The organism is Duganella vulcania, assembly GCF_009857655.1.
Lineage (GTDB): Bacteria > Pseudomonadota > Gammaproteobacteria > Burkholderiales > Burkholderiaceae_D > Rugamonas > Rugamonas vulcania.
The window spans coordinates 1-26612 of sequence record NZ_WWCX01000090.1; the positions used below are offsets into that span (position 1 = coordinate 1).

Genomic DNA, 26612 nt, shown 5'->3' on the forward strand with positions numbered 1-26612 from the left:
TGGTCCGCGTAGCGCTCGTCGCGCGCGGCACGCAGGCGCGCCACGCGGCGGCCGATGCTGCTGTCGCGGCGCATGGCGGATTCGACGGCGCGGCGGGTGGCGTCGTCCAGATCGCCGTCGGCATAAGCAATCAGTGTCTCGTCTGAAAAGGTCATGATTTCCCGTCCTGGATCGTCTCATCATAAACCTTTTTGCAGCGCGATGCGGCGCCGCGCGCATCGCGTAGAGCCAGTAAACACGGGGGTTTTATTGCACTGCAGCGTGGCACGGCAGCTACTGCAAGGGCTACTTCGTACAGAAACCATTACATTTGACAATATTTATGCTAATCTGCGCGCTCTAATAACCAAGGAGGTAGTAATGAAAAAAGGCGAATTGATTGCAGAATTTGCGAAACGCACTGAAGTGTCCGCTGCTGCCGCCAACGGTGCAGTGAATACTCTGATCGCCATCATCACCGAGCGTCTGAAAAAAGGCGACACGGTAGGCATCACCGGCTTCGGCACCTTCTCCGTAGCGAAGCGCGCAGCCCGCAAAGGCCGCAATCCTGCAACCGGCGAAGCGATCAAGATCGCCGCGTCGAAAACCCCAAAATTCTCGGCTGGCGCGACCCTGAAGTCGGCAGTCAACCCGACGAAGAAGAAGTAAGCGCAGGCCGGCACGCGGCGTTCTCGCCGCGGTGCCAGTGCCCGCGAGGGCACCGGAAACGGCGGACAAGCCAGGTCTTCGGACCGGCTGGTCCGCCGTTCTGTTTTTGAGGAGACCCTCTAGCGGTTTTCGCGGCGGCTGCGGGTATGATGGCGCGTACCCCACCTACCGAGGAGAAGTGATGAGTTTAGAAGAGCAATTCGCGCAAGCCCAGCTGGATTCCAAGAACCTGCCTGAGCGCCCGGACAACATGACGCTGCTGAAGATCTACGCGCTGTTCAAGCAGGGCTCGGCGGGCGACGCCACCGGCGAGCGTCCCGGCATGACCGACTTCGTCGGCCGCGCCAAGTTCGACGCCTGGGCCGCCCTGAAAGGCACCTCGCTGGACGACGCCAGGCAGCAGTACATCGACCTGATCGAAGGTCTGAAATAAACAAAACCCGGCCTGAGCCGGGTTTTTTCATGCGGCGGAAAACACCCGGCGCATCTTGTCGGCCACCTTGGCCTCGATCTGCGACGAGAACGCGCTGAACAGGAAGCCCAGCGCGATATGCAGCCTGGCCTGGTCCGGCAGCAGGCTCAGCGAACCGCTGACGCCGCTGCGCTCGAAGCGCAACACATCGCCGTCCCAGGCGCATTCCAGTTCGAATTGTTCGGCCAGCTTGTCGGCCACTTGTTGGGCGGCCGCGCGGGCCTGCTCAGGCGCCAGGTGGTGCGCCTGCACGATGTTGATGTCAGCCATCCGGCATCCTCGGTCAATTAAGAAGGCGACATGATGCCAGTTGCGCCGCAGCCGCGCCAGCACCGGCCGAAACTTGTTCGACATCAAATTGCGATCCATCTCCGCCCGCCCATGCTCCCCGAACGCATTTGCTTATAGGTATTGTATATAAGCGCAGTTTGTGAGAAATAGCGAATTACCTTAAAATACAGTGCTTTGCCGAGGTTAGCCGGGCCATCCCACCGCCACCGACGCCGCTGCACACCAACATTGATAGGACTGTTATGACCCACGTTGTCACCGAATCTTGCATCAGCTGCCGTTACACGGACTGCGTCGATGTTTGCCCGGTAGATTGTTTCCGCCAAGGCCCGAACTTCCTCGCCATCGATCCCGACGAGTGCATCGACTGCGCCGTGTGCGTGGCCGAATGCCCGGTCAACGCGATTTTCGCCGAGGAAGACGTGCCGGGCGACCAGCAGCAATTCATCAAGATCAACGTCGACCTGGCCCGCAACTGGCCGTCGATCACCAAGACCATCCCGCCGCTGCCGGAAGCGGAGCAGTTCAAGGACGTCAAAGAAAAGCTGCACCTGCTGGTACGCTAAGACCCCGCGTCTGGCCAGGCAGCCCAGGGCAGCGCCTTCCGCGTCCGCTGGCGACAGCCGCCGCGCAGCCCAGTGTTGCCTAACCATTATCGAATTAACAGGAAACCACGTATGAATAGCACTGTCACTCCTCCTGGCGTCATCGAAGCCGATGCCGTCATCATCGGCGCCGGCCCGGTCGGCCTGTTCCAGGTCTTCGAACTCGGCCTGCTGGAAATCAAAGCCCACGTGATCGATTCGCTGAGCGCGGTGGGCGGACAATGCGTGGAACTGTATCCCGACAAGCCGATCTACGACATCCCCGCCGTGCCGTCGTGCACCGGCCAGGAACTGACTGACAACCTGCTCAAGCAGATCGAGCCGTTCGAGCCGACCTTCCACCTGGGCCAGGAAGTGACCAAGGTCGCGCGCCGCGACGACGGCCGTTTCGACGTTGAAACCAGCACCGGCACCCAGTTCATCACCAAGACCATCTTCATCGCGGCCGGCGTCGGCTCGTTCCAGGCGCGCACGCTGAAGGTGGACGGCATCGAAGTGTTCGAAGGCTCGCAGCTGCACTACAAGGTCAAGGACCCTGCCATCTTCGAAGGCAAGAACCTGGTCATCTGCGGCGGCGGCGACTCCGCGCTGGACTGGGCGCTGAACTTCGTCGGCAAGGCCGAGTCGGTCGTGTTGCTGCACCGCCGCGAGGACTTCCGCGCCGCGCCAGCCTCGGTCGCCAAGATGAAAGCCTTGTGCGATGAATACGAGATGCAGCTGATCATCGGCCAGGCCACCGGCTACGAAGCCGGCGACGACGGCAAGCTGAACCATCTGAAAGTGACCGGCGCCGACGGCGTCACCCGCCGCGTGCCGCTGGACATGCTGCTGGTGTTCTTCGGCCTGTCGCCGAAGCTGGGTCCGATCGCCGAATGGGGCCTGGACATCGAGCGCCGCCAGCTGAAGGTGCAGAACACCGAGAAGTTCGAGACCAACGTGCCGGGCATCTTCGCCGTGGGCGACATCAACACCTATCCGGGCAAGAAAAAGCTGATCCTGTCGGGCTTCCACGAAGCCGCGCTGGCCGCCTTCGGCGCCGCGCCGTACATCTTCCCGGACAAGAAGATCCACATGCAATACACCACCACCTCGCCGAAGCTGCACAAGGTGCTGGGCGTGGAAACGCCGGTCTTCGACTAAGCACTACTAGCAGTTGTCCTACACGAAAGCAGCGGAAACGCTGCTTTTTTTTTGATCCTGCTCTATTATTATTTGACCACGCCATCATTGTGGATACTACGTAGGCTTGCCCGACAGTATTTTGGAATGCTTTACGTCACGAACAAAAATTCTATAATTTGGCTTATGATGTATGGTATTGGTGCATCGCACCAAGCTCTTGACCCCAGGAATACATATGCTCTACCACCTGCACGAAATGCAACGCTCGTTCCTGACGCCTCTGATGCAATGGGCCGACGCGTCCTCCAAGATGTTCACCAATCCCGTCTCGCCATTGGCGCACACGCCGTTTTCGCAACGCATCGCGGCCGGTTACGAGTTGATGTACCGGCTGGGCAAGGATTACGAGAAACCGGCGTTTGAAATCGACAGCACCGAAGTCAAGGGCGAAACCATCGGCATCATCGAGCAGGTGGTGCTGCACAAGCCTTTCTGCCGCCTGATCCATTTCAAGAAGGACCTGGACGACAAGAAAACCAAGGCCCTGAAACAGCCGACCGTGCTGCTGGTGGCGCCGCTGTCCGGCCACCATTCGACGCTGCTGCGCGACACCGTGCGCGGCCTGTTGCACGATCACGACGTCTACATCACCGACTGGACCGACGCCCGGATGGTACCGCTATCTGAAGGCGCGTTCCACCTGGACGACTACATCTACTACGTGCAGGACTTCATCCGCATGCTGGGCCCGGACGTGCACGTGATCTCGGTCTGCCAGCCGACCGTGCCGGTGCTGGCGGCGATCTCGCTGATGGCCACCGCCAAGGATCCGAAGCTGCCGAAGACCATGACCATGATGGGCGGCCCGATCGACCCGCGCCGCTCGCCGACGCAGGTCAACAACCTGGCCACCGAAAAGAAATTCTCGTGGTTTGAAAACACCGTGATCTACTCGGTGCCGCCCAACTATCCGGGCTTCGGCCGCAAGGTGTATCCGGGCTTCCTGCAACACGCCGGCTTCATCGCCATGAACCCGGGCCGCCACGCGCAGAGCCACCGCGAGTTCTACATGCACCTGGTCGAGGGCGACGACGAGCCGGCCGACAGCCACCGCAAGTTCTACGACGAGTACAACGCCGTGCTGGACATGCCGGCCGAATACTACCTGGACACCATCAAGACCGTGTTCCAGGACTTCGCGCTGCCCAAGGGCACGTGGACGGTCGGCGGCAAGCCGGTGCGTCCGCAGGACATCACCACCGTGGCGCTGTTCACCGTCGAGGGCGAACTGGACGACATCTCCGGCGCCGGCCAGACCCAGGCCGCGCACGACCTGTGCAGCGGCATCCCGGCCGACATGCAACAGGACTTCGTGGCGCCGCAAGCCGGCCACTACGGCATCTTCTCCGGCCGCCGCTGGCGCGAAGTGGTGTGCCCGAAGATCACCGAGTTCATCAAAAAGCACGGCTAAGCCCTGCTCCCGGCAAGATCCCCGCCCGCGCGGGGATTTTTTTTGTCCGGACAATTTATATCATGGCGTGATATATTTGGCGCTTTCCAATTCCCTGCCGCAGCCATGCCCTCACGCCCGCCCCCGCTCGACAAGGCCGACTTCGCCGCCCTGTCCGAATTCCGCTACCAGATGCGGCGCTTCGAACGCTTTTCCGAAGACGTGGTGCAGGCCAAGGGCATCACCCCGCTGCAGTACCTGCTGCTGCTGCACCTGAAGGGCTATCCCGGCCGCGACTGGGCCACCGTCGGCGAACTGGCCGAGCGGCTGCAAGCCAAGCCGCACGGCGTGGTGGCGCTGGTGTCGCGCTGCGAGGCCGGCGGGCTGGTCGAGCGGCGCGTCAGCGACACCGACCGCCGCCGGGTCGAAGTCCACCTGCTCAAGGACGGCGAGGCCATGCTCAGCCAGCTGGCCGAGCTGCACCGCGCCGAACTGCTGTCGCTCGACGGCGTCTTCACCATCCCCAAACTCGACCGGGACGACCATGCAGAATAACTACGACAACCGCCGCGACTTCGACGGCAACGCCCGGCTGGTGCTGATCGCCGCCATCGCCGCCGTGGTCGGCGCGCTCAGCACGCTGACCGCCGACCTGCTGCTGCACGCCATCAGCTTCTTCACCAACCTGTTCTTCTTCCAGCGGCTCTCGACCGAGGCGGTCTCGCCGGCCGCGCACACGCTGGGCGCCTGGGTCATCGCGGTGCCGGTGATCGGCGGCCTGGTGATCGGCCTGATCGCGCGCTACGGCTCCGAGCAGATCCGCGGCCACGGCATTCCGGAAGCGATCGAGGCGATCCTGTTCAAGAAGAGCAGCATGTCGCCCAAGGTGGCGGTGCTCAAGCCGCTCGCCTCCGGCATCGCCATCGGCAGCGGCGGCCCGTTCGGCGCCGAGGGCCCGATCATCATGACCGGCGGCGCGGTCGGCTCGCTGATCGCGCAGCACTTCCACCTCAGCGGCGCCGAGCGCAAGGCGCTGCTGGTGGCCGGCGCCGTGGCCGGCATGACGGCCATCTTCGGCACGCCCATCGCCGCGCTGCTGCTGGCGCTGGAACTGCTGCTGTTCGAACTGCGCCCGCGCAGCCTGGCCCCGGTGGCCGTGGCCTGCGCCGTGGCTGGCTTCCTGCGCCCGCTGCTGCTCGACAGCGGCCCGCTGTTCCCGCTGCAGACCGCCGCGCTGCCGCCGTCGGCCCTGCTGTCCTGCCTGATCGCCGGCGTGCTGTGCGGCGCGCTGGCGTGGCTGCTGTCGACCGCGCTGTACCGCGTCGAGGACGGCTTCCACAAGCTGCCGCTGCACTGGATGTGGTGGCCCGCGCTGGGCGGGCTGGCGGTCGGCATCGGCGGCTACCTGCAGCCGCGCGCGCTGGGCGTGGGCTACGACGTCATCGGCGACCTGCTCAACAACCACCTGGCCGCCAGCGCCATCGCCGCGCTGCTGCTGGTCAAGGCCGTGATCTGGCTGCTGGCGCTGGGATCGGGCACCTCCGGCGGCGTGCTGGCGCCGCTGCTGATGCTGGGCGCCGGCCTGGGCGCGCTGCTCGGCCCCTGGCTGCCCGGCCACACGCCGGCCGTGTGGCCGCTGGTGTTCATGGCCGCCACGCTGGGCGGCATGATGCGCGCGCCGGTGATGGCGGTGGTGTTCGCGTTCGAGCTCACGCACGACATCAACGCCGTGCTGCCGGTGCTGGCCGCGTCCACCGTGGCCTACGCCTTCACCGTGATCACCATGCATCGCTCCATCCTGACCGAAAAGATCGCCCGCCGCGGCCACCACATCTACCGCGAATACGGCATCGATCCGATGGAGCGCCACAGCGTGGCCGAGGTGATGACCGCCACGCCCGACAGCATCGACGCGCAGCGGCCCATCGTCGAGGTGCTGGCCAGCCACTTCGGCGCGGCGCAGCGCCACCGCGCCTTCCCGGTCACGCGCGACGGCGCGCTGCTGGGCATGCTGGACCGGCCCGCGCTGGACGGCGAGCGCGCCGCCGGCTCCGTCACCGTGGGCGAACTGTTCGGCGTCAACGTGCCGATCTTCGCGCTGGCCGACGAAACCTGCCGTGCGCTGGCCACGCGGCTGGCGGTGCACCAGCTGGAGCGGCTGCCGGTGGTCAGCGACGCCCATACGCGCCGGCTGATCGGCATCGTCAGCCGCAGCGACTTGATCAAGCCGGCGCTCAGCCTGCACGCGGAGGAATTGGAACGGATGACCGTGCGCCGCGTGTGGCCGGCGAAAACACGCGCCGAATAAAAGGTTTTTTGGCGCCGGGCGGCGCAGATATCGGATAATGGCGTTTTAACGCAACGAGTCTCGCCGTGCAGCCCACCGCCACCCTCACCCTCGCCGACCGCATCGAAGACGTCCTGCCGCAGACGCAGTGCACCAAGTGCGGCTACGACGGCTGCCGACCGTACGCCGAGGCGATCGCCGCCGGCGCGGCCGCCATCAACCAGTGCCCGCCCGGCGGCGCGGAAGGCATCGCCCGGCTGTCGGCGGTCACCGGCTACCCGGTCATCCCGCTCAACCCCGTCAACGGCCTGGAGCGGCCGCGCGCGGTGGCCTACATCGACGAGTCGCTGTGCATCGGCTGCACGCTGTGCATCCAGGCCTGTCCGGTCGACGCCATCGTCGGCGCGGCCAAGCTGATGCACACGGTGGTGCCGGACCTGTGCACCGGCTGCGACCTGTGCGTCAACCCCTGCCCGGTCGACTGCATCGTCATGTACCCGGTCACCGAGACCACCGGCTGGGACGCCTGGCGCCAGGCCGACGCCGACGCCGCGCGCGAACGGCATGACTTCCGCGCCATGCGGCTGCGGCGCGAGCGCGACGAGAACGACGCCCGCCTGGCCGCCAAGGCCGTCGCCAAGATGGCGGCGGTGCACGCGCTCGATCCGGCCGACGCCGCCGGCGAAGCGGAGAAGGAACGCAAGCGCGCCATCATCGCCGCCGCGATGGAACGGGCGCGCCTGAAAAAGGAACAAGACCAACAACAATGAATCAAGCCAAACGCTACGAAATGTTCGTGCGCTTCCGCGCAGCCAACCCCAAGCCTGAAACCGAACTGGAATACACGACGCCGTTCGAACTGCTGATCGCCGTGCTGCTGTCGGCGCAGGCCACCGACGTCGGCGTCAACAAGGCCACGCGCAAGCTGTACCCGGTGGCCAACACGCCGCAAGCCATCCTGGACCTGGGCGAAGAGGAACTGAAGACCTACATCCAGACCATCGGCCTGTACAAGACCAAGGCCAGGAACGTCATCGCGACCTGCAAGATGCTGGTGGAGCTGCACGGCGGCGAGGTGCCGCGCGACCGTGAATCATTGGAAGCCCTGCCGGGCGTGGGCCGCAAGACCGCCAACGTGGTGATGAACACCGCCTTCGGCGAGCCGACCATGGCGGTGGACACGCACATCTTCCGCGTCGCCAACCGCACCGGCCTGGCGCCGGGCAAGAACGTCGACATCGTCGAACAAAAGCTGCTGAAGTTCGTGCCGAAGGAATTCCTGCAGGACGCGCACCACTGGCTGATCCTGCACGGCCGCTACACCTGCAAGGCGCGCAAGCCCGAATGCTGGAACTGCATGCAATTGGACCTGTGCGACTACCGCAGCAAAACCCCGATGCCGGACAACGTCGGCGCTTAAAACTGGAAGTAAATGAAGGGATTGAAACCGCCCTCCACCACCGACAGGCAGGACAGCACGTACAGCACCAGGCTGTAGGCGCCGACCAGCTTGGGGCGGCGGAAGCTCATATTGCGCAGCCGCAGGAACCAGCGGTCCCCCGCCAGGCAGATCATCGCCGACAACAGCAGCAGGAAAATCACCTTGGGGTCGGCCAGCATGATGTGGGCAGGGTTCCACAGCGGCACCGACGGCTCGCCGCCAAACATCGCCCGCAACAAGGTGCCGCTCTGCGCCAGGCTGTCGGCGCGGAACGGCACCCACAACACGGTCGCCAGCAGGAACACCGGCAAGCCGCCGAGACGCCACCGGGCCGTGTTCAGCACGCCCGCGCGCTCCAGCGCGATCAGCAAGCCGTGGCCCAGTCCCCACACCAGGAAGGTATAGGCGGCGCCGTGCCACAACGCGCACAGGCCGAACACCACGAACAGGTTGCGGTAGGTCTTGAAGGTGGAACCGCGGTTGCCGCCCAGCGGAATGTAGACGTAGTCGCGGAAAAAGCGCGACAGCGTCATGTGCCAGCGCTGCCAGAATTCGGTGACGCTGGTGGCCGCGTACGGCCGGTTGAAGTTGCGCGGAAAGCGGAAGCCCATCATGCGCGCCATGCCGATCGCCATGTCGGTGTAGCCGGAAAAATCGAAGTAGATCTGGAACGAATAGCACACGGCGCCCAGCCAGGCGGCGTAAGTGCTCAGGACGAAATCGGACCGGTGCATGAGATCCACCACCGAGCCCAGCGGATCGGCGATCAGCAGCTTTTTCGACAGGCCGATGATGAACAGGTTCAAGCCCCAGAACACGTCGCTGCCCACCAGCGCGCGGCGCTTGATGTCGAGCTGTTCCCGGACTTCGGCAAAGCGCACCACCGGCCCGGCGATCAGGTGCGGGAACAGGAAGATGTAGATCGCAAACTTGTGCAGGCTGCGCTCCGGCTGGATGCGGCGCGCGTAGACGTCGGCCTGGTAAGACAGGAAGTGGAACACATAAAACGAAATCCCCAGCGGTAGCACCAACCCCAGCCTGGCGACGTTCTCCAGCAGCTGCACGCCGCTCACATCGGCCAGCAGCTGCGCCAGGAAGCCCAGGTATTTGTAGGCGATCAGCGGCGCCAGGTTGAGCACCAGCGCCAGGCCCAGCGCCAGCTTGGCCTGGGGCCCGCGCCGCTCGTCGCGGCGCAGCGCGCCGCTCAGGATGGCCAGGCGCCAGTTGGCCGCCAGCAGCACCAGCGCGACAACGGTCAGCGCACCCGCTCCCAGCAGATAGAACACCACGCTGGCCAGCAGGATGAAGCCGTTGCGCCAGAGCCTGGGCAACATGCAGTACAAGGCGAAGAAACAGGGGAAGAACAGAAACAAAAATCCCGGCGATGAAAATACCATGAAGAATCCAGAGTTAAGCGATTATTTGGCCAGCTCGATCCAGATGCCGGCCGAGCTGTCGAGCATCTGCACAATCAGGTATTTGCAGCGGCCACGCGTCGCCTGCGGCGTATCGAGGATGAACATGGTGCGGTCAAGCCGCAAGAACTGCTCAAAGTGATCCTGCAAACCGGCGCGCGTCATGCCGTCGCCGAAGCTGTTGCCGTACAAGCAGGTGGGCGGCAGCAGGCCGCGCCCCTTCACCTTGTCGGTGATGAATTCGAACCCGGTCTGGCGCGCATCCATCGGCGTGGTCTGGTGGACATCCTGCCAGGTCTTGGTCAGCATCGGCTCCATCAGCGGCTTGCTGCTGAGCAGCCCGGCAAAGCGGGATTCCGACCCCTCGAAGGCCTCATCGTGGTAGGCCAGCTCGTGGCGCCACGCGGGGGGCAAGCCTTCCAGGCTGGCGATGGTGTTGGTCGCCGCCTCGGACACCTTCAGCGCCGACAGATCGGTCCAGTGGAAGTCCTGGCGGAAGAAGAGCGGAAACTTGCCCCGCGAGGCCGCCATGATGCCCTGGACGTCGACGAAATGGAACTCGGGGGTCTGCTGGAAGCGCCGGTATAGCTGCATGAAATGCGACTCTTGCGGGAGGCGCGGCATGAAGCGTGGAATGCGGTCCTGCGTGAAGTACTGCTTGCTGATCGGCGTGAGCAGCACCAGCGTGGTCCCCTGCGCCTCCAGCCGCGCCGCCAATTGACGCATCGCGCGGTAGACCGCTTCGGCCTTGGCCGGCGTGTCCAGCGCGTGCTCGGTGGCGGGCAGCTCAATGTCGGAGATCTTGTGTCCATAGATCTCGTCCTGTTTGCCGAAGTACACGCGGCGCGAGGAGTTGAACAGCCTGAAATCGAGCTCGTTCTTGGTGCGCACCATCAGGCTGCGCAGGCCCAGGTGGTCGGAATAGCCTTTTTCGAAATTGCGGTAGTTCTTGTCGAAGTCGAACCAGCGGCCTTCCCAATGGGTCGGCAGCGGCGCCAGCGGGCGCATCTCCAGCAGGTCGCTGGCGCTCGACGCGCCGGTCCAGATGGTGGCGATAGCCGGCACCAGGCTGATGGCGAAGATCAACAACACGAAAGCGGTACGCAGCGGACGCCGCGTCCGTGCTGGCCGCGCGGCCGTCGCGGATGGGGCGGCAGCCGGCGGGAGAGGCGATGACATCATAAGACCCGAATTTTTTTAAACCAGCACCAGGTTGTCGCGGTGGATCAGCTCCTGGCCCTCGACGAAGCCGAGCACGGCCTCGATCTCGCTCGATGGCTTGCGCATGATGCGGCGCGTTTCGGCGCTGGTGTAGTTCGACAGCCCGCGCGCCACCGGCGCGCCGTCCGCGCCGACGCAGGTGATCACCGCGCCGCGCCCGAACTCGCCCTTCACCTCCACCACGCCGATCGGCAGCAGCGACTTGCCTTCCTTGCTCAGCTTCTGCACCGCGCCCGCGTCCAGCACCACCTGGCCCGCCGTGTGTAGATGGTCGGCCATCCACTGCTTGCGCGCCGTCAGGTGGCCGGTCTGCGCCGCCAGCTCGGTGCCGATGGCCTCGCCGCCCGCCAGGCGTTCCAGCACGTCGTGCTCGCGGCCGTAGGCGATCACCGTGTGCGCGCCCGACTTGGCGGCCCGCTTGGCGGCCAGGATCTTGGTCAGCATGCCGCCGCGCCCCAGGCTGCTGCCGGCGCCGCCCGCCATCGCTTCCAGCGCCACGTCGCCTGCGCGGCCCTGCTGGATCAGCACGGCCGACGGGTCCTTGCGCGGATCGGCGCTGTACAGGCCCTGCTGGTCGGTCAGGATGATCAGCGCGTCGGCCTCGATCAGGTTGGCCACCAGCGCGCCCAGCGTGTCGTTGTCGCCGAACTTGATTTCGTCGGTGACGACGGTGTCGTTCTCGTTGATGATCGGCACCACGCCCAGCCGCAGCAAGGTTGTCAGCGTCGAGCGCGCGTTCAGGTAGCGCTCGCGGTCGGCCAGGTCGGCGTGGGTCAGCAGCACTTGCGCCGTGCCCAGCTGGTGGGCGCGGAAGCTGGTCTCGTAGATTTGCGCCAGGCCCATCTGGCCGACGGCCGCGCAGGCCTGCAATTCGTGGATGTCGGTGGGGCGCTGCTCAAAGCCCAGCCGCAGCATGCCCTCGGCGATGGCGCCGGACGACACCAGCACCACTTCCTTGCCCAGCGCGCGCAAGGCGGCGATCTGGGCGGCCCAGCGCGCGATGGCGGCGTGGTCCAGCCCGCGTCCGTCGTTGGTGACCAGCGACGAGCCGACCTTGATGATGATGCGGGTAGCTTTTTGGATGACAGAATTCATGGGCACAGGCTTTTCAAAAGCATTCTCAAAACAAGCGGATGAAAGAGGGTTCAATGCTGTGATTTGGCGGGCGGTTCGCCCGGCTCTGCCGATAACGGACGCGCCCCGCGGTGGCAGGACGGGCGCCGAGATGGAAAGGCATAATCAGCTGATCTGTGATTATGCCGTTAATACATAGGAAACGTCGAGGGTTAGTCGAGGATCTTGAAGCGTGGATCGTCCGGATCGATGGACGAGATGCCGCGCGCCTCTTCCGTCATCTGGGTTTCTTCCGAGCGCTGCTCGCTGTGGCGCTTCTCTTCCAGGTGTTTCTGGATGGCGTTGACCAGCTCCTGCGTGCCGTCGTGGCTCAGCGCGGAGATCTCGAACACCGGGCCCTTGAAGCCGAACTTCTTGATGAAGTCCTTGACGCGCTTGGCGCGCTCCTCTTCCGGCACCATGTCCAGCTTGTTGAGCACCAGCCAGCGCGGCTTGTCGACCAGCGCCGCGTCGTACTTCTTGAGCTCGTTGACCAGCGCCTTGGCTTCCTTGACCGGATCGACGTTGGTTTCAAACGGCGCCAGGTCGACGATGTGCAGCAGCAGGCCGGTGCGCTGCAGGTGGCGCAGGAACTGGTGGCCCAGGCCGGCGCCTTCGGAAGCGCCTTCGATCAAGCCGGGAATGTCGGCGATCACAAAGCTCTTCTCGTGCGACACGCGGACCACGCCCAGGTTCGGGTGCAGGGTGGTGAACGGGTAGTCGGCAATTTTGGGACGCGCGTTCGACACGGCCGAAATAAAGGTCGACTTGCCGGCGTTCGGCATGCCCAGCAGGCCGACGTCGGCCAGCACCTTCAGTTCCAGGCGGATTTCGCGGCGTTCGCCTTCCTTGCCTTCGGTCTTTTGACGCGGGGCGCGGTTGGTCGAGGTCTTGAAGTGGATGTTGCCCCAGCCGCCCTCGCCGCCCTTGGCCAGCAGTTCCATCTGGCCGTGTTCGGTCAGATCGGCCAGGATTTCGCCGGAGGCGTCGTCGATGATCAGCGTGCCGACCGGCATGCGCAGGTGGATGTCGTCCGCGCCCTTGCCGTAGCAATCGGCGCCACGGCCAGGCTCACCGTCTTTACCGCGGTGCATCTTGGAGAAGCGGAAATCGACCAAGGTGTTGATGTTACGGTCCGCTACGGCCCAGATCGAGCCACCCTTGCCGCCGTCGCCGCCGTCAGGGCCGCCGAACGGGCGGAATTTTTCACGGCAAAACGAGGCGCAACCATTGCCGCCGTCACCACCGATCACTTCAATTTTTGCTTCGTCGATAAACTTCATGATGTACCGCCATAAAACTAAAAAGGCTCTACCGTGGGCAGAGCCTTTCGATTGAAGGCTTGCGCCTTACAAAACGACCCGTGCGGCTAGCGCACCGGGCCGGTAGCGTTATTTACGCTGGAACGACGGTCACGAATTGCTTCGAACCTTCGCCCTTGACTACGAACTTGACCTTGCCGTCCACCAGAGCGAACAGGGTGTGGTCTTTGCCCATGCCAACACCTTCGCCGGCGCGCACTGGGGTGCCGCGTTGACGAATGATGATGCCACCAGCATTGATCGATTGACCGCCGTAAACCTTAACGCCCAGGCGTTTTGATTCTGAGTCACGACCATTTCGCGTTGTGCCGCCGCCTTTTTTGTGTGCCATTTAAGACTCCTTGGATACTAATTCTCGGGCAAACGGCGATTAGCCGTTGATCGATACGATTTGGATTTCGGTGTAATTTTGGCGATGGCCTTGATGCTTCTGGTAGTGCTTACGACGACGCATCTTGAAAATCTTCACTTTATCGTGACGACCGTGTGCCACAACAGTAACCAGTACCTTTGCACCCTCAACCAGAGGAGCACCAAATTTGATGCTCTCGCCTTCGCCAACGGCGAGGACCTGATCGATGGTGAGTTCGGAACCAATGTCTGCCGGTATCTGTTCTACTTTAAGTTTTTCGCCAGCGACAACTTTGTATTGTTTGCCACCGGTTTTTATGACCGCGTACATGATTTGAAACCTCATCAAATGTTAAGAAAATTCCGTCCGGCGCCGGCACAACTGCATGCATGGAAACCGGGGAACCGCTGATTATACATGGGATGGGATTTCGCGTCAAAAACTATTCACAAATGCCGGCGGGCGTGGTATGTCGACAATTTTGCCGTCGCCGATGCGTTACATAATTGGCAAACATGTTGCCTCGTAAGGGGGTCTATGCCCCTCTTGGCGGGGGCATGACGTATAATCTCGGCACCAATAGTCTACCGCACAGGTTCGCCTTGTCTGCCGCTACCCAAAACGCCACCCAAAACAATATCGCCCACACGATCGCCGCCGACATGGACGCGGTCAACACGGTGATCCGCCAGAAACTGCATTCCGAGGTCAGTCTCGTCAATCAGATTGCTGAATACATCATCAGCGCCGGCGGCAAACGCATCCGGCCGGTGCTGGTCCTGCTGGTGGCCAACGCCTACGCATACAAAGGCACGGCGCACCACGAGCTGGCCGCGGTGGTGGAGTTCATCCACACCGCCACCCTGCTGCACGACGACGTGGTCGACGAATCGTCGCTGCGCCGCGGCCGCGCCACCGCCAACGCACTGTTCGGCAACGCCGCCTCGGTGCTGGTGGGCGACTTCCTGTACTCGCGCTCCTTCCAGATGATGGTCGGCCTGAACAATATGCGCGTGATGCAGATCCTGTCGGACGCCACCAACGTCATCGCCGAAGGCGAAGTGCTGCAGCTGCTGAACATGCACGACCCGGACGTCAACCAGGAACGCTATCTGCAGGTGATCCGCTCCAAGACCGCCAAGCTGTTCGAGGCGGCGGCCGAGCTGGGCGCGCTGATCTCCGGCTGCAACGACACGCAGATCGAAGCGGCCGGCGAATACGGCCGCTCGCTGGGCACGGCCTTCCAGCTGATCGACGACGTGCTGGACTACGCCGGCGACGCCAACGAGATCGGCAAGAACGTCGGCGACGACCTGCGCGAAGGCAAGCCGACCTTGCCGCTGATCTACCTGATGGAAAACGGCACGCCGGAACAGCGCGAGCTGGTGCGCAGCTGCATCGAGCAGGGCGACGAGCAGCACTTCGACACCATCCTGGCCGCGATCACCACCAGCGGCGCGCTGGACTACACGCGCCAGCAGGCCGTGACGGCGGCCGAACGCGCCGCCGCCGCGATCGCCGACCTGCCCGACAGCGTCTACAAGGAATCGCTGCTGCAGCTGGCCCACTTCTCGGTCAACCGCACGCACTAAACGACAACGGCGCCTCAGGCGCCGTTTTTCATTGAAGCCGGACTTATTTGCCGGCCGTGGTGTGCTGCACGCCGCCGGCACGCCGGAGGATTTTCTGGACGTCCTCGCGCTTCTCGAAAATCGCCTCGTCAAGCGGCGTGTGGTAATCGAGCTGGTTCACCGGGAAACCGCGTTGCAGCGCCAGCTCGATCACGGCCGGCTCGGCACGGCGGACCAGTATGTGCAGCATCGGCGAGCCAGTCTTGTAGGTGCAGGTCGCATCGAGCCGCCCCAGCAGCGCCAGCATGGCGGCGGTGATCCCGGCATCGTCGCCATCCTTGTAATCGCGTCCCTGCCCCTTGTGCGTAGGCGACGGCAGGTCCAGCAACTGGTTGAGCTGGTAGCACATGGCTTCCGGCGTGCCGCCGTCGCGCAAGACGGCGTTCGCATCCTGCAGCACCGCCGGGCGCGATGTCAGGCCGGTGCGGACATCGCCCGGCGACGCGCCGGTCACCGGGCCGGTGGCCGGCAAATTCTTGACATCGCGTTCCAGCGTCGCCGCCCAACGGTCGACCATCTTGTTGGCGTAGCAGTGGCCGCCGCACATCATCTCTTTGACCGGCGCCAGCAGATCGACCGGTATTTCACAGTAGTCCGCGCCGGACAGCCAATACTGCCGTGACTTGCCATCGACCAGCAGACTGACCACCGACCTGGCAACCTTGGCCGTGCAATGGATGGCGTCCATGGAGGCCAGGTTGTTCGTCGTCGTCGGACCGTCGTGCTCGCCGTAGCGGCGGATCAGGCGGCGCGCGTCGTCGGCATTGACCGGTCGCACATCGAACGACGCATAACCGCGCTCCAGCATCAGATAGGCGCGCTCGCCCTGCACAAACAGGCCGTGGCGGCGCATGGTGTCCTGCACGAACACGGCAGCATCCGGGCGCTCCAGCGGCACCTGCTGCAGCATATAACGCATCTGCCAGCCGCGCTTGTCGATTTCCTGATAGAGGTTGTAGGTGTCGTTCCAGCCCCTGCGGATCGGCGGCGCCTCCGCCCGCTGGGCCTTGAACGTCAGGTCCCAGCCCTCCGGGACCGGTGCCGCATGCGCCAACCGCGCCGCAGCGGTCATGGCGACCGTGGCGGCCAGCATCAGCCGAAACAGCCAGCGCAGCGGGCGCGTCATTACAGCAGTTCCAGCACCAGTTCGGACGGACGGCACAGGCGCACGCCCTTGTCGGTCACCACGAAGGGGCGGTTGATCAGGATGGGGTGGGCCATCATGGCGTCGAGCAGCGCGTCGTCCGACAACGAGGCGTCGGCCAGGCCGAGCTCTTCATACAAGTCGCCCTTGTCGCGCATCGCGCCGCGCGCGGTCAGGCCGGCCTTGGCGATCATCGCCTTCAACGCCTCGCGCGACGGCGGGTTCTTGACGTAGTCGACGATCTCCGGCTCGACGCCGCTGGCGCGTATCGCCTCCAGCGTCTTGCGCGAGGTGCCGCAGGCGTTGTTGTGATAAATCGTGATGCTCATGATGCTGCCTTTGCGTGGAAATCAAAGGCAGCATTATCGCTTAAAACTTCGCCGCCACGCTCACGCCGATGCTGCGCGGCGCCAGCCGGTAACCCTGCACGATGGACGCCACCTGTGGATGCTGGATCACCGTGTCGGTGTCGAAGGCGTTCTTGATGAACACGCTCACGTTGTAGCGGTCGATGGACATGCCGGCGCTGAAATCGGTGCTGTGGTAGGACGGCCGGTTGTAGTCGGTCTGGTCGGGATTGAGCGAGCCCTTGCTGGCGCCCACCCACTGCATGCCGCCCATCACGTAGGCGCTCTTGTCGCCGAAGGCCGCGAAGTTGTAGGTCGCGTTGATGGCCGCGTTATATTTCGGCACGCCCTGCACCTGCGCGCCGGCCACCGCGCCGACCACGCCGTTGCGCGATCCCTCGTCGTTCGACAGCTCGGCCTTCACATAGCCGGCCGAGGCGGTCAGCGTCAGGCCGGAAATCGGCTTGGCCTTGATGTCGAACTCGAAGCCCTTGCTGGTGGCGTCGCCCGCGTTGGCGTTGTAGGTGTAGGCGCAGGTCGGCAGGTACACGCCCTGCTGGATGTTCTTCCACTTCACATAGAACACGTCGGCGTTGACCGACACGCGGTTGTTGAGGAAGCGCGACTTGCTGCCGACCTCGTAGCTCCACAGGCTGTCGGCCGAATATGAATCCGGTCCTTTGCTCAGACCGTTCGCCGCAAGATCCTGGGAGCAGGTGGTCGGCGGCACGTAGATGTTGTTGCCGCCCAGGCGGAAGCCCTTGGCCACGCTGGTGTAGACGGTGTTGGTCGGATTGACTTCCCATGTCAGCGCGTACTTCGGCGTGAACGCCTTCGACGACGAGGCCGCGCTGCTGTTATTGCCGGCGCCGGCCAGGTAGTTGCCGTTGCGCTGGTCCAGCGTCGAATCGGCCTTCAGGTAGCGCGCGCCCACGGTCGCATGCACCGCCGGCGTGAAGTAGTAGTTGACCTCGCCGAAGACCGAGCTCTGCTTCTCGCGGAAGTGGAAGGCGCCCGCGAACGAGTTATCGTTCGGGAACTGGCCGGGCCGCGCGCCTGGCAACAGGTCCGGATCGGCAATGTCGAAGCCGAAGCTCTTGAAGGTATCGGTCACGCCGAAGATCGGATCGTTCTCGATGATGTTGGTGTGCTGGTTCGAGAAGTAGGTGCCGGCCAGCCAGGTCCACGGCGACACCGCCGCGTCGTAGGGATGCGAGGCGAGCCGGAACTCCTGCGACACCTGGCGCACCTGGTTGTTCAGGTAGACCGCCGACGGCAGGCCGGCGATGGCGGCGATCAGCTCAGGCGGCGCCTTGCCGCCGTCGTCGGTCGAGGTCAGGAAGGTCGACAGCGAATAGCTGTTGTAGGCCGAGCCGTTCTGCGTGCGGTCGAACTTGCGCTCGAAGTAGCTGGTGGCCGAGGTCAGGTCCATCGTGCCCATGTCCCAGTTGACGGTCACGCTGGGCGTGAGCAGCGTATCCTTGGACGGCTCGCGCACCTGCTTCTGCGCCTGGTAGTAAGGGCGGTCCAGGTTGAAGGCCGCGATATCCTTGGCGTCCACCTTCTGGTAGTACACCGACGGCGTGATGGTCACCGAGCGGATCGGCTTCCACTTCAGCGCCACGCGCAGTTCCTGGTCGCTGAGCTTGTTGATGTCATGGGCCAGCACATTGCCGTCGCCATCGACCTGGTTGATGTAGCCGCCCGTGTGCTGAGCCTGCACGCCGATGCGCAGCGCCAGCTCGTCCTGGATCAGCGGGAAGTTGGCCACCATGTTGGCCGCGTAGTTGCCGCTGCCGCCCTTGGTGTTGGAGAGCTCGCCGTAGGTGGTGAATTCGCGCTCCTTCAAATCCGGCTCGTTCGGCACGAACTTGATGGTGCCGCCCATCGAGCTGGCGCCGTACAGCGTGGCCTGCGGGCCGCGCAGCACCTCGACGCGGTCGATGTCGAAGAACTTCGGTTCCACCGTGCCCATGGTGTAGACGTTGCCGACGGTGATCGAGACATCGCCCAGGTAAATGCCGACGGTGGCCGCGCCGGCCGTCGAGCTGATGCCGCGGATCTCGATGTTCTCGGTGCCGGGACCGGCGCCGCCGTTGCCGCTGGCGGCGGTGAAGGAGATATTGGGCACCACGCGGGTCAGGTCGGTGAAGTCGTTGACGTGCTCGGCCTGGAGCTGGTTGCCGGTGACGGCGGTGATGCTCATCGCCACCTTGGCGGGATCTTCCTTGCGCTTCTGCGCCGTCACCTTGACCACTTCGATCTCGTCGGAGGGCTTGGTTTGCGCCCAGGCGGAACTCGCCATCGCCGCCGCCACCGCACCACACATTAATTTTTGCCGTGTTTTCATCGCCAAACCTTCCCTTGTCAGTGAGGGCGCCGCCCCAAAAGAATGCGTATTGGTATATTTAACCATATTAATCATCTTGATCTTTTTGCAAAGCAAGAAACCTGCCATTCCTGGGCTCGGCGTTGGCATTTAGTCACACATTGGGGTTGACGGCAGGGGGGGTGCAGTTGAAAAAAGCGCAAAATTCTGATGTAATTAAGGCGTAGTCGGGGTGTGGCTCAGCCTGGTAGAGCGCTGCGTTCGGGACGCAGAGGCCGGAGGTTCGAATCCTCTCACCCCGACCAGAAGCCCCTCACTCCCTCATCGCGCCCCCCCACCCAGGTTTTCAGGCGTCCCGGTCTATCCCGAGCACATGCCAATACGGCTCGAATCCTTCGCGCACCGCCTGCCTCACCAGCGCGACAAACGGGGCCATGTCGCCTTCCACGTGCGCGGTGTCGAGCGCCTCGTAGTACGCCAGGCGTCGCGTCACCGGCAACACGATCGCCGGGAAGCCGGCTTTCATCAGCTCAAGGTTGAGCAGCAGCCGGGCCGTGCGGCCATTGCCATCGACGAAGGGATGGATTTTTACGAAGTCCACATGCAGCTTGGTCGCACGGTCCATCGGGTGCAGCGCCGCTGCCTCGGTGTCATACCATCGCATCAACGCCGCCATCTGCTCAGGCACCAACAGCACGTCCGGCGGTACATGGCGGGCGCCGGCGATCGTAACATTGTGCCGCCGGTAGACGCCGGCGTTGTCGTCGTCAATTTGCTTGAGCACCAGCCGATGCAGATTGCGGATCTGCCACTCGCTCAACGGTTCCGCTTTCCGCGCCACGTCCTCGACGTACAAAATGGCGTCGCGGTGGTTGATGGCCTCGAAATGTTCGCGCAAGAGCTTACCGCCAACGGTAATCCCTTCGAGGACAACCTTGGTTTCCAGAAGCGTCAGCGTGTTTCCCTCGATGGCGTTGGAGTGGTAGGTCCAGCGCAGCACCAGTTCATCGTGGAGGTTGCGCAGCGCGGCCGCCGGCAATGGCCGCAACGAGTCCAGCCTCGCCTTGAGTGCATCGAGATCGTCAAAATCATCGGGCATGGCCACGCTAGGCACTCCTGTCAGTGGAAGTCCAATGCTACCATCCCGCCGCTACCTGCATGATCGATTGCCATGCGAGGCAAGTGGCTATAGCATCACGGCTACTTCATGCCGTCCGAAGGCGCGAGCAATGTTGCGCTGGCCCTGTTCACCTTCCCCTCGCTGGCCGAGTATGAACAGTACCGCATCGCCAGCCAGACCGATGCGGACTGCCAGGCGGCCTTCCGCTACGCCGAGGAAACGCGCTGCATCGTCAGCTATGAACGCAGTTTCTTCAGGCCGGTATTTTAATCCTCTCTACGGTGCTGGCGCCTTCCAATAGCGGTTGATCCACTCCTCGTGCGTCGGCATCGACGCGACCGCATGCGCCAGCGTCGCGCGCATGTCCTCGACGTAGCTGGCCAGCTTATCCTCCGGCATATCGTCGACGATCGGATGGTAACCTCGCGGCATGATGCGCTGGCCCAGCATCACCTGCACCCAACTCGGCAGCGCGAAGAAATCCTCGCCGTTGCGGAAGTAGCGCCCGTCGCTGCGGAACAGTTCCATCGCTTCCCTCAAACTGTCCGGGATGGACATGGTGCGGCAGTAATCCCAGAACGGCGTGTCGTTGCGCTCGGTCGCGTGGTAATGCAGGATCAGGAAATCCCGGACCCGCTCGTATTCGAACGCGGACTCGCGGTTGAACCGGTCCACCAGCAGGGGATTGAAATCGGCGCCGGGGAACAGCGCCAGCAAGCGGCTGATGCCAGACTGGACCAGGTAGATGCTGGTCGATTCCAGCGGCTCCAGGAAGCCGCTCGCCAGGCCCAGCGCCACCACGTTCTTGTTCCAGCATTTCTTGCGCATGCCGGGCGTGAAGCGCAGCGGGCGCGGATCGGCCAGCGGCTTGCCGTCCAGGTTGGCCAGCAGCGTGGAGGCGGCCTCGTCGTCGCCGATGTAGCGGCTCGAATACACATAGCCGTTGCCGGTACGGTGCTGCAGCGGGATGCGCCACTGCCAGCCCGCCGCGCGCGCGGTGGCGCGCGTGTACGGCGTGAGCGGATCGACGCGTTCGCACGGCACGGCCAGCGCGCGGTCGCACGGCAGCCAATGGGTCCAGTCCTCGTAGCCGGTCTTGAGCGCCTGCTCGATCAGCAGCCCACGGAAGCCCGAGCAATCGATGAACAATTCGCCTTCGATCACTTCACCGTTTTCCATCGTCACCGATTCGACATAACCGTCGCCGGCGCGCAGGTTGACGCCGGCGATCTTGCCCTCGGTGCGCCGCACGCCGTGCTGCTCCGACAGCTCGCGCAGGAAGCGCGCATACAGGCTGGCGTCGAAGTGATAGGCGTAGGCGATGTCAGCCAGCGGCGAGCCGGCCGGCGCGTTGCCGTCGCCGCGCGCGAACCTGCCTTGCGGCGCCATCACGGTCTGCGGCGAGTAGTCGCCGATCGGCGCGGCCCGCCCCGACTGGAACAGCTTCAACCAGAACTGGTGGAACGGCAGCGGCCCCAGCGACCGGCCGAGGACGCCGAAGCCGTGGATGTAGCTGTCGCCGATGCGCGACCAATCCTGGAACTGGATGCCAAGCTTGACCGTGCCCTGCGTGCGCTTGACGAACTCGGCCTCGTCGATGCCCAGCATCTGCGCGTTGAACATGCGGATGTGCGGCACGCTGGCCTCGCCCACGCCGACGATGCCGATTTCTTCCGACTCGATCAGGCGCACCGAGGCCTGCTTGCCGAGGTAAGTGGCCAGCGCCGCGGCCGCCATCCAGCCCGCGCTGCCGCCGCCGACCACCACCACGCGCTTGATACGCCGATCCGCGCCGCTCATCGCGCCCACCCTGCCCGCTGGCCCGCGATGGAAATCATGGAATTATTTTTCATCTCTGGTATTCGCTTATTCAAGCAAAAAAGTCGGCAGTCGCCAGGACTGGCAACGGCCGACACAAGGTTCCCCCTCGCACCGGCGGGTGCGAGGAGGTGGAGAGAACGTTAGAACTTGTAGTTCGCGCCGAAGTACGCGATGCGGCCGGCGTACCCGTTGGCGTAGAAGCGGTCCTTGGTGTCGCTGCCCAGATGCGAACGCGTCTCTTCCTTGGTCAGGTTGAGCACCGAAGCGGTCAGGCTCAGCTGCTTGGTGATGTTGTACGCCACGTTCAGGTCGATCTGGCTGTACGGCTCTTCATACACGTTCAAGCCGTTGATCAGCCCGTCCACCACTTCGCCACGGCGGTTGTACGAGGCGCGCAGCAGGTACTGGTCGGTCTCGTAGAACACGGTGACGTTGGCCTGGTTCTTGGCGCTGCCCACCAGCGGCGACTTGCCGATCTCCGTGCCGTCGCCCAGGGTGATGGCGGCCTGGTTGGTCTTGTTGTACGTGTAGTTGACCTGGAAGCCGAGGCCGGAAGCAAGCGTGTGCTGGGCGTACAGCTCGATCCCCTGCGACACGCCGTTGCGGCCGCCGGCGGTGGTCGAGTAGTTCTGCACCGTCACCGACTTGCCGCCCACGTTCAGCGTCACGTCGCGCACCACCGGCACCGAGAAGTTGCTGACGTTCTTGCGGAACAGGTCGGCGCCCAGCACCGAGCCGCGATGGAAGTACCACTCCAGGCCCAGGTCCAGCTGGGTGGCCTTGTACGGATCGAGCTGCTTGTTGCTGCCCTCGCCGAACCAGCCCTGCTTGTCGCCGCCACCGATCAGGCGGCGGTCGTTGACGTATTCCTGGCTGTAGTACTGCAGGCCGCCAGGCGACGCGATGTCGCCATAGCTTGGCCGCGACACCACCTTGGAGGCGGCCACGCGCAGCAGCAGGTTCTGGCTCAGGTCGTAGGCCAGGTTAAAGCTCGGCAGCACGTCGGTGTAGCTGCGGTCAAGCGAGCTGACCACGAACGACGACGTCTTCGCCAGGCTCTCCGGCAGCTTGGTGAAGCCGCTGACGCAGCCCGAGCCGGCCGGCGCGCCGACCGCCGGTGCGCCGCCCGCCTGGCAAGGTGCCGGGCTGCCGTTGGCGCCGTTGTAGAAGTAGTCGTTGTAGTTGTCGACCCGGTCGGTGGAGTCGGCATGCTGTTTGGTGCGCACCACACGCAGGCCGACGTTGCCGCGCAGGCGGTCGGTCTTGATGTTGGCCTGCAGGTAGGTCGAGGAAATCTTCTCGTTGACGTTGTAGACGAAGTTGTCCTCGTTGCGGGTCTGCATGCTGCCGTAGGTCTGGTTCAGGTAGCTGATGTAGGTCGGGAAGTTAATCGCCGGGAAGGCGCTGGCGTTGATGCCGCCCGCCAGGTTGCCCAGCGACGCGCCATACAGGAACTGCGGCTGGAACTTGTTGGCGGTGGGGTCGCAACCGGCCTGGTAGCGCTTGTCGTAGTTGGCCGGGTCGGCGCCCTTGCACACCCAGTAGTTGTTGCCGGTGCTGCGGTGGGTGCCGCCGTCGCGGTACTTGCCGCCGAACTGCAGCGAGTCCAGCCATGTGCTGTCGCTGTGCCAGGTGAAGTCGGCCTGGGCGTACTTCTGCTGGGTGCTGTTGCGGGTCCACGAGGACGAGGTCGAACCGAGGTCGATCTCGCCGATGCCCTTCCGCAGGTTGTCCATCAGCTGCGGCGAGAACTTCATGCTCGGCGTGCCGTTCGTGTTCCAGGCGCTGGCGTAGTTGCCCAGGGTCCAGCTGCCGTCGGCGTTCTGCAGGCGCGGCTTGATCGGCATGGCGAACTGCAGGTCGGGACCGCCGCCGGCCCAGGTACGCCCGCCCTTGAAGATGGCGTCCAGCGACTCGCCGTGCCATTCGGCTTCGAGGTCGGCGGTTTGCGACAAGGCCTTCTCGCGGTTGTAGCTGCCGGTGATCTGCGGCGTCGGGATGGTGCAATCGTCCGGACCGAAGCCGCCAGTGTTGCTCAGGCCGCCGGCCTTGGCCTGGTCGCCGCTGCAATAGTAGGTCTTGCCGGCGTGCGCGCTGTATTGCGCGCCGGTGACGATGGTGCCGCTGCGGTCGAAGGTCAGGCCGTCGAGCAGGCGGCCGCCCGGCCAGTTGCCGTCGCCGTCGTAGCGCGCCAGGTTCCATTCCGGGATCTTCAGCGTGTTGGTCTGCGAGTTCTGCGACAGGTCGAAGCGGAAGTAGTTGCCGGTCAGCGTCAGGTTGCGCATCGGCTTCGCTTGCAGGGTCAGCTGGCCACCCTTGCGTTCGCGGTCCTCGCTCTTGACGTCGAAGTTGACCGAGGTCGGCATCATGAAGTTGGTGTAGTGCTTGCCGTTCTGGTCGTTGAAGCCGGACTGGCCCCACCAGTAGCTGTTCATGTCCGACGGCTTGCCGTTGACGTCGGTCGCCGGATGGGTTTTGTAGTTGTCGCCGTACCACTGCCAGTTCTCGGTGCTGGCGCCCATGGTGCGCGTGGTGCGCTTCTGCTGGGTGTAGCCGACCAGCACGCCGAAGCGGTTGGCCTCGTCATGCCAGGCGTACTGGCCGGAGAACTGGCCGTCGGTCTTCTTGGTAGTGTCGGCCCAGGTACCCTCGGCGGAAACGAAGCCGGAGCCGGACTTGACCTCCAGCGGACGGCGCGTGCGCAGGATCACCGTGCCGCCGATGCCGCCCTCGTCGATGCGCGCTTCCGGCGTCTTGAACAGCTCGGCGCTGGACAGCATGTTCGCCGGCATCAGCATGTAGTTGAACGAGCGGGTCGGGTCGCCATTGGACTCGGCCGTGGCGATGTAGTTGCCGTTCAACTGGGTCAGCGTCAGTTCCGACGACAGCCCGCGGACGCTGACGTTCTTGCCCTCGCCGCCGCTGCGGTCGATGATCACGCCCGGCACGCGCTGCAGCGCGTCGGCCACGTTCTTGTCGGGGAACTTGCCGATGTCCTCGGCCGTGACCACGTCGACGATGGCGTTGGCGTTGCGCTTCTGGTCGAGGCTTTTCTCGATCGCATAGCGGTAGCCGGTCACCACGACGGATTCGACCGGCTTGGCGTCGGCGTTCTTGTCGGCCGCCTTCTCGGCCGGTTGATCGGTGGAGGCGGTTTGCGCGTGGGCGCTGGCCAGCGCCAGCAGTCCTAGGCTCAGGGCGGTGGCGATGGGCGTCTTGCGCCAGCGGCGCTGTCGTGATGCGTGGGGGGTTTGTAGTGTCATGTGCTATCTCCAGGTCGTGCCCGATGTTGGGCTTTATTATGTGTTGGTCGCAGGGCGCCATCGCCGGTGGAACTGGAATTTCCTAAACGGCTGAATTACTGGTTGTATATCGATGGGTACCGCATTCCAACCAGAAAGATTTATACAGAATAAGCCACGGCGGCTCTACAAACTTTCAAAGTTGGCATGATGTTTAGCGTTGTTTACGAAACGCGGGTGAGGCGGGCCGGCGACACGCCGCCCGGTGTGTATATTCCACAACTGTTGTATTTAAGTCATTTTTTCATTCCTGCGGCACAGAACCCCAGACCGAATCTTGATTTCAATATAGTATCTTGCGTTGCTGAACAAAATTGCAAGTTCCTGCAGCCAGAAACCATGACGAAATTCCATAGCCATTACGAGAGTCTGAACGTCACGCGCGACGCTCCTCCCGAGGTGATCCGCGCGGCCTATCGTTCGTTGTCGCAGAAGCACCATCCGGACAAGAACAGCGGCAACGTCGAGGCCGCGCGGATGATGGCACGGCTGAATGCCGCCTACAGCGTGCTGTCCGATGCGGACCAGCGGGAACTGTACGATCTGCAAATCCTGAGCGAGCAGCGCATCCGGTCGCCGGAATTCGCGTATCAGGCGTCCGTCGACGATGACAGCGCCCCCGTCCCCTATCAGTCCTTTGCTCCGGAACAATCAGGACGGGGCACGCGCACGGCATCGGAAACGCCGGCCAGTCAAGCCGGAGGGAAAGCGCAAACCCTGCGCCAGCAGCTTGGCCACTTCGCCAGGGGCCGGGCGGCACGCGTGGCCGCACTGGTGCTCGCGCTGGTGGCGGTCGTGATGTTGCCGCTCCTGTGGTTCCTGTGGAAAGACAATCAAGCGATGATGCGCCTTGAACAGGCGGCCATGTACGCTCCCGGAACGGCGGCCAGCGTGCCGGACGAAGCCGCCAAGGCCAAGCCTGCCGTGGGCGACCTGGCCCAGAAGCCGCCAGGCAAGGACGGCGTGGCTGCGGAGGAGACCAAGCCCGCCGCCGTCCAGAAAGCGCCGGCCACGCCGAGCGCCGCCATCAAGGCGTCGGAGTTCGAGCGACTGACGGCCATGTTGAAAAACATGGGCTTGGGCCTGCACAAGCTGGACCTGCCGGCCGCGCCTTCCAGCGCCAGGCAAGCGCCGCCGCCGGCCAAGCCCGCCGAGACGGCCAAGGCGAGCGCCCCGCCC

General features: G+C 63.9%; 23 protein-coding genes, 1 tRNA gene and 2 pseudogenes. 13 read left to right on the plus strand and 13 right to left on the minus strand.

Translation table 11 applies throughout. From position 1 onward, the window contains the following. Nucleotides 1-360 precede the first annotated feature (360 nt). Complete coding sequence (locus GTP90_RS28715) at nucleotides 361-648, plus strand: HU family DNA-binding protein (RefSeq protein ID WP_008445676.1); 288 nt, start codon at nucleotides 361-363, stop codon at nucleotides 646-648. A 181-nt stretch (nucleotides 649-829) separates the two neighbouring features. Next, entirely contained in the window at nucleotides 830-1081 is a 252-nt protein-coding gene (locus GTP90_RS28720) for an acyl-CoA-binding protein (RefSeq protein WP_161086718.1), read from the plus strand. Nucleotides 1082-1108: 27 nt separating this feature from the next. Here GTP90_RS28720 and GTP90_RS28725 read toward each other — a convergent pair whose 3' ends face one another. After that, nucleotides 1109-1390, minus strand: coding sequence for a polyhydroxyalkanoic acid system family protein (locus GTP90_RS28725; RefSeq protein WP_117013167.1), 282 nt, complete (start codon nucleotides 1388-1390; stop codon nucleotides 1109-1111). Nucleotides 1391-1653: 263 nt separating this feature from the next. Here GTP90_RS28725 and fdxA point away from each other — a divergent pair, with 263 nt between their 5' ends. The 7 genes from fdxA (at nucleotide 1654) to nth (ending at nucleotide 8295) form a co-directional block, all read left to right on the plus strand. Then, nucleotides 1654-1977, plus strand: coding sequence for a ferredoxin FdxA (gene fdxA / locus GTP90_RS28730; RefSeq protein WP_117013166.1), 324 nt, complete (start codon nucleotides 1654-1656; stop codon nucleotides 1975-1977). A gap of 111 nt (nucleotides 1978-2088) precedes the next feature. Beyond that, nucleotides 2089-3156 (plus strand): NAD(P)/FAD-dependent oxidoreductase, encoded by a 1068-nt coding sequence (locus tag GTP90_RS28735; protein ID WP_161086719.1) that lies wholly within the window; start codon nucleotides 2089-2091, stop codon nucleotides 3154-3156. A 217-nt stretch (nucleotides 3157-3373) separates the two neighbouring features. After that, nucleotides 3374-4609 carry a polyhydroxyalkanoate depolymerase gene (locus GTP90_RS28740; protein ID WP_161086720.1) on the plus strand — a complete coding sequence of 412 codons (1236 nt, stop codon included), beginning with the start codon at nucleotides 3374-3376 and terminating at the stop codon, nucleotides 4607-4609. A 105-nt stretch (nucleotides 4610-4714) separates the two neighbouring features. Further along, complete coding sequence (locus GTP90_RS28745) at nucleotides 4715-5143, plus strand: MarR family winged helix-turn-helix transcriptional regulator (protein ID WP_161086721.1); 429 nt, start codon at nucleotides 4715-4717, stop codon at nucleotides 5141-5143. Continuing rightward, a complete protein-coding gene (locus GTP90_RS28750; protein ID WP_161086722.1) occupies nucleotides 5133-6896 on the plus strand; it encodes a chloride channel protein in 1764 nt (587 codons plus the stop codon). Before GTP90_RS28745 ends, GTP90_RS28750 begins: the two co-directional genes overlap by 11 nt. A gap of 65 nt (nucleotides 6897-6961) precedes the next feature. After that, nucleotides 6962-7645, plus strand: a complete 684-nt coding sequence (gene rsxB / locus GTP90_RS28755; protein WP_161086723.1) for an electron transport complex subunit RsxB — start codon at nucleotides 6962-6964, stop codon at nucleotides 7643-7645. Next, nucleotides 7642-8295: an endonuclease III gene (gene nth / locus GTP90_RS28760; RefSeq protein WP_161086724.1), complete on the plus strand. Its 654-nt coding sequence runs from the start codon at nucleotides 7642-7644 to the stop codon at nucleotides 8293-8295. The genes rsxB and nth overlap by 4 nt, the downstream gene beginning before the upstream one ends. On the opposite strand, the gene GTP90_RS28765 is transcribed toward nth, so the two are convergent. From GTP90_RS28765 to rplU, 6 genes are all read right to left on the minus strand, one after another. Further along, entirely contained in the window at nucleotides 8292-9713 is a 1422-nt protein-coding gene (locus GTP90_RS28765; RefSeq protein ID WP_161086725.1) for an MBOAT family O-acyltransferase, read from the minus strand. The two genes, nth and GTP90_RS28765, sit on opposite strands and share 4 nt — an antisense overlap. Before the next feature lie 21 nt (nucleotides 9714-9734). Then, nucleotides 9735-10823: an alginate O-acetyltransferase AlgX-related protein gene (locus tag GTP90_RS28770; protein WP_217432040.1), complete on the minus strand. Its 1089-nt coding sequence runs from the start codon at nucleotides 10821-10823 to the stop codon at nucleotides 9735-9737. Nucleotides 10824-10928: 105 nt separating this feature from the next. Then, nucleotides 10929-12047 carry a glutamate 5-kinase gene (proB, locus tag GTP90_RS28775; protein WP_161086727.1) on the minus strand — a complete coding sequence of 373 codons (1119 nt, stop codon included), beginning with the start codon at nucleotides 12045-12047 and terminating at the stop codon, nucleotides 10929-10931. 191 nt (nucleotides 12048-12238) lie between these two features. Next, entirely contained in the window at nucleotides 12239-13348 is a 1110-nt protein-coding gene (obgE, locus tag GTP90_RS28780) for a GTPase ObgE (protein ID WP_161086728.1), read from the minus strand. A gap of 112 nt (nucleotides 13349-13460) precedes the next feature. Beyond that, nucleotides 13461-13718 carry a 50S ribosomal protein L27 gene (gene rpmA, locus GTP90_RS28785; protein WP_008445659.1) on the minus strand — a complete coding sequence of 86 codons (258 nt, stop codon included), beginning with the start codon at nucleotides 13716-13718 and terminating at the stop codon, nucleotides 13461-13463. A gap of 39 nt (nucleotides 13719-13757) precedes the next feature. Next, nucleotides 13758-14069 (minus strand): 50S ribosomal protein L21, encoded by a 312-nt coding sequence (rplU, locus tag GTP90_RS28790; RefSeq protein WP_008445658.1) that lies wholly within the window; start codon nucleotides 14067-14069, stop codon nucleotides 13758-13760. Between the two features lie 272 nt (nucleotides 14070-14341). Here rplU and ispB point away from each other — a divergent pair, with 272 nt between their 5' ends. Continuing rightward, complete coding sequence (ispB, locus tag GTP90_RS28795; protein ID WP_161086736.1) at nucleotides 14342-15331, plus strand: octaprenyl diphosphate synthase; 990 nt, start codon at nucleotides 14342-14344, stop codon at nucleotides 15329-15331. Nucleotides 15332-15374: 43 nt separating this feature from the next. Here ispB and GTP90_RS28800 read toward each other — a convergent pair whose 3' ends face one another. From GTP90_RS28800 to GTP90_RS28810, 3 genes and pseudogenes are all read right to left on the minus strand, one after another. Continuing rightward, nucleotides 15375-16496: an ankyrin repeat domain-containing protein gene (locus GTP90_RS28800; RefSeq protein ID WP_161086729.1), complete on the minus strand. Its 1122-nt coding sequence runs from the start codon at nucleotides 16494-16496 to the stop codon at nucleotides 15375-15377. A 2-nt stretch (nucleotides 16497-16498) separates the two neighbouring features. Next, nucleotides 16499-16843 (minus strand): annotated as a pseudogene (gene arsC / locus GTP90_RS28805) (arsenate reductase (glutaredoxin)); the annotation flags it as partial. A gap of 40 nt (nucleotides 16844-16883) precedes the next feature. Then, on the minus strand, nucleotides 16884-19166 hold the full coding sequence (locus tag GTP90_RS28810) for a TonB-dependent receptor (protein WP_254452099.1): 2283 nt from the start codon (nucleotides 19164-19166) through the stop codon (nucleotides 16884-16886). A gap of 252 nt (nucleotides 19167-19418) precedes the next feature. Between GTP90_RS28810 and GTP90_RS28815 the strand changes: the two genes are divergently transcribed. Then, nucleotides 19419-19495 (plus strand) — tRNA-Pro (locus GTP90_RS28815). Nucleotides 19496-19536: 41 nt separating this feature from the next. Here the strand turns inward: GTP90_RS28815 and GTP90_RS28820 are convergent. After that, nucleotides 19537-20289 (minus strand): Fic family protein, encoded by a 753-nt coding sequence (locus GTP90_RS28820; RefSeq protein WP_161086737.1) that lies wholly within the window; start codon nucleotides 20287-20289, stop codon nucleotides 19537-19539. A 93-nt stretch (nucleotides 20290-20382) separates the two neighbouring features. On the opposite strand from GTP90_RS28820, the pseudogene GTP90_RS28825 reads away from it, so the two are divergent. After that, nucleotides 20383-20580 (plus strand): annotated as a pseudogene (locus GTP90_RS28825) (NIPSNAP family protein); the annotation flags it as partial. 6 nt (nucleotides 20581-20586) lie between these two features. On the opposite strand, the gene GTP90_RS28830 reads toward GTP90_RS28825, so the two are convergent. Both GTP90_RS28830 and GTP90_RS28835 read right to left on the minus strand, forming a co-directional pair. After that, nucleotides 20587-22110: a tryptophan halogenase family protein gene (locus GTP90_RS28830; RefSeq protein ID WP_161086733.1), complete on the minus strand. Its 1524-nt coding sequence runs from the start codon at nucleotides 22108-22110 to the stop codon at nucleotides 20587-20589. Between the two features lie 161 nt (nucleotides 22111-22271). Continuing rightward, a complete protein-coding gene (locus GTP90_RS28835; protein ID WP_161086734.1) occupies nucleotides 22272-25394 on the minus strand; it encodes a TonB-dependent receptor in 3123 nt (1040 codons plus the stop codon). 378 nt (nucleotides 25395-25772) lie between these two features. Between GTP90_RS28835 and GTP90_RS28840 the strand changes: the two genes are divergently transcribed. Then, nucleotides 25773-26612 (plus strand): DnaJ domain-containing protein (locus GTP90_RS28840; protein ID WP_161086735.1); only part of this gene is annotated, 840 nt, incomplete at its 3' end.

Coding starts and splice junctions, on each gene's coding strand:
- GTP90_RS28715 (WP_008445676.1), top strand. CDS start 361: ATGAAAAAAGGCGAATTGATTGCAGAATTTGCGAAACGCACTGAAGTG.
- GTP90_RS28720 (WP_161086718.1), top strand. CDS start 830: ATGAGTTTAGAAGAGCAATTCGCGCAAGCCCAGCTGGATTCCAAGAAC.
- GTP90_RS28725 (WP_117013167.1), bottom strand. CDS start 1,390: ATGGCTGACATCAACATCGTGCAGGCGCACCACCTGGCGCCTGAGCAG.
- fdxA (WP_117013166.1), top strand. CDS start 1,654: ATGACCCACGTTGTCACCGAATCTTGCATCAGCTGCCGTTACACGGAC.
- GTP90_RS28735 (WP_161086719.1), top strand. CDS start 2,089: ATGAATAGCACTGTCACTCCTCCTGGCGTCATCGAAGCCGATGCCGTC.
- GTP90_RS28740 (WP_161086720.1), top strand. CDS start 3,374: ATGCTCTACCACCTGCACGAAATGCAACGCTCGTTCCTGACGCCTCTG.
- GTP90_RS28745 (WP_161086721.1), top strand. CDS start 4,715: ATGCCCTCACGCCCGCCCCCGCTCGACAAGGCCGACTTCGCCGCCCTG.
- GTP90_RS28750 (WP_161086722.1), top strand. CDS start 5,133: ATGCAGAATAACTACGACAACCGCCGCGACTTCGACGGCAACGCCCGG.
- nth (WP_161086724.1), top strand. CDS start 7,642: ATGAATCAAGCCAAACGCTACGAAATGTTCGTGCGCTTCCGCGCAGCC.
- GTP90_RS28765 (WP_161086725.1), bottom strand. CDS start 9,713: ATGGTATTTTCATCGCCGGGATTTTTGTTTCTGTTCTTCCCCTGTTTC.
- proB (WP_161086727.1), bottom strand. CDS start 12,047: ATGAATTCTGTCATCCAAAAAGCTACCCGCATCATCATCAAGGTCGGC.
- obgE (WP_161086728.1), bottom strand. CDS start 13,348: ATGAAGTTTATCGACGAAGCAAAAATTGAAGTGATCGGTGGTGACGGC.
- rpmA (WP_008445659.1), bottom strand. CDS start 13,718: ATGGCACACAAAAAAGGCGGCGGCACAACGCGAAATGGTCGTGACTCA.
- rplU (WP_008445658.1), bottom strand. CDS start 14,069: ATGTACGCGGTCATAAAAACCGGTGGCAAACAATACAAAGTTGTCGCT.
- GTP90_RS28800 (WP_161086729.1), bottom strand. CDS start 16,496: ATGACGCGCCCGCTGCGCTGGCTGTTTCGGCTGATGCTGGCCGCCACG.
- GTP90_RS28810 (WP_254452099.1), bottom strand. CDS start 19,166: ATGGCGAGTTCCGCCTGGGCGCAAACCAAGCCCTCCGACGAGATCGAA.
- GTP90_RS28820 (WP_161086737.1), bottom strand. CDS start 20,289: ATGCCCGATGATTTTGACGATCTCGATGCACTCAAGGCGAGGCTGGAC.
- GTP90_RS28830 (WP_161086733.1), bottom strand. CDS start 22,110: ATGAGCGGCGCGGATCGGCGTATCAAGCGCGTGGTGGTGGTCGGCGGC.
- GTP90_RS28835 (WP_161086734.1), bottom strand. CDS start 25,394: ATGACACTACAAACCCCCCACGCATCACGACAGCGCCGCTGGCGCAAG.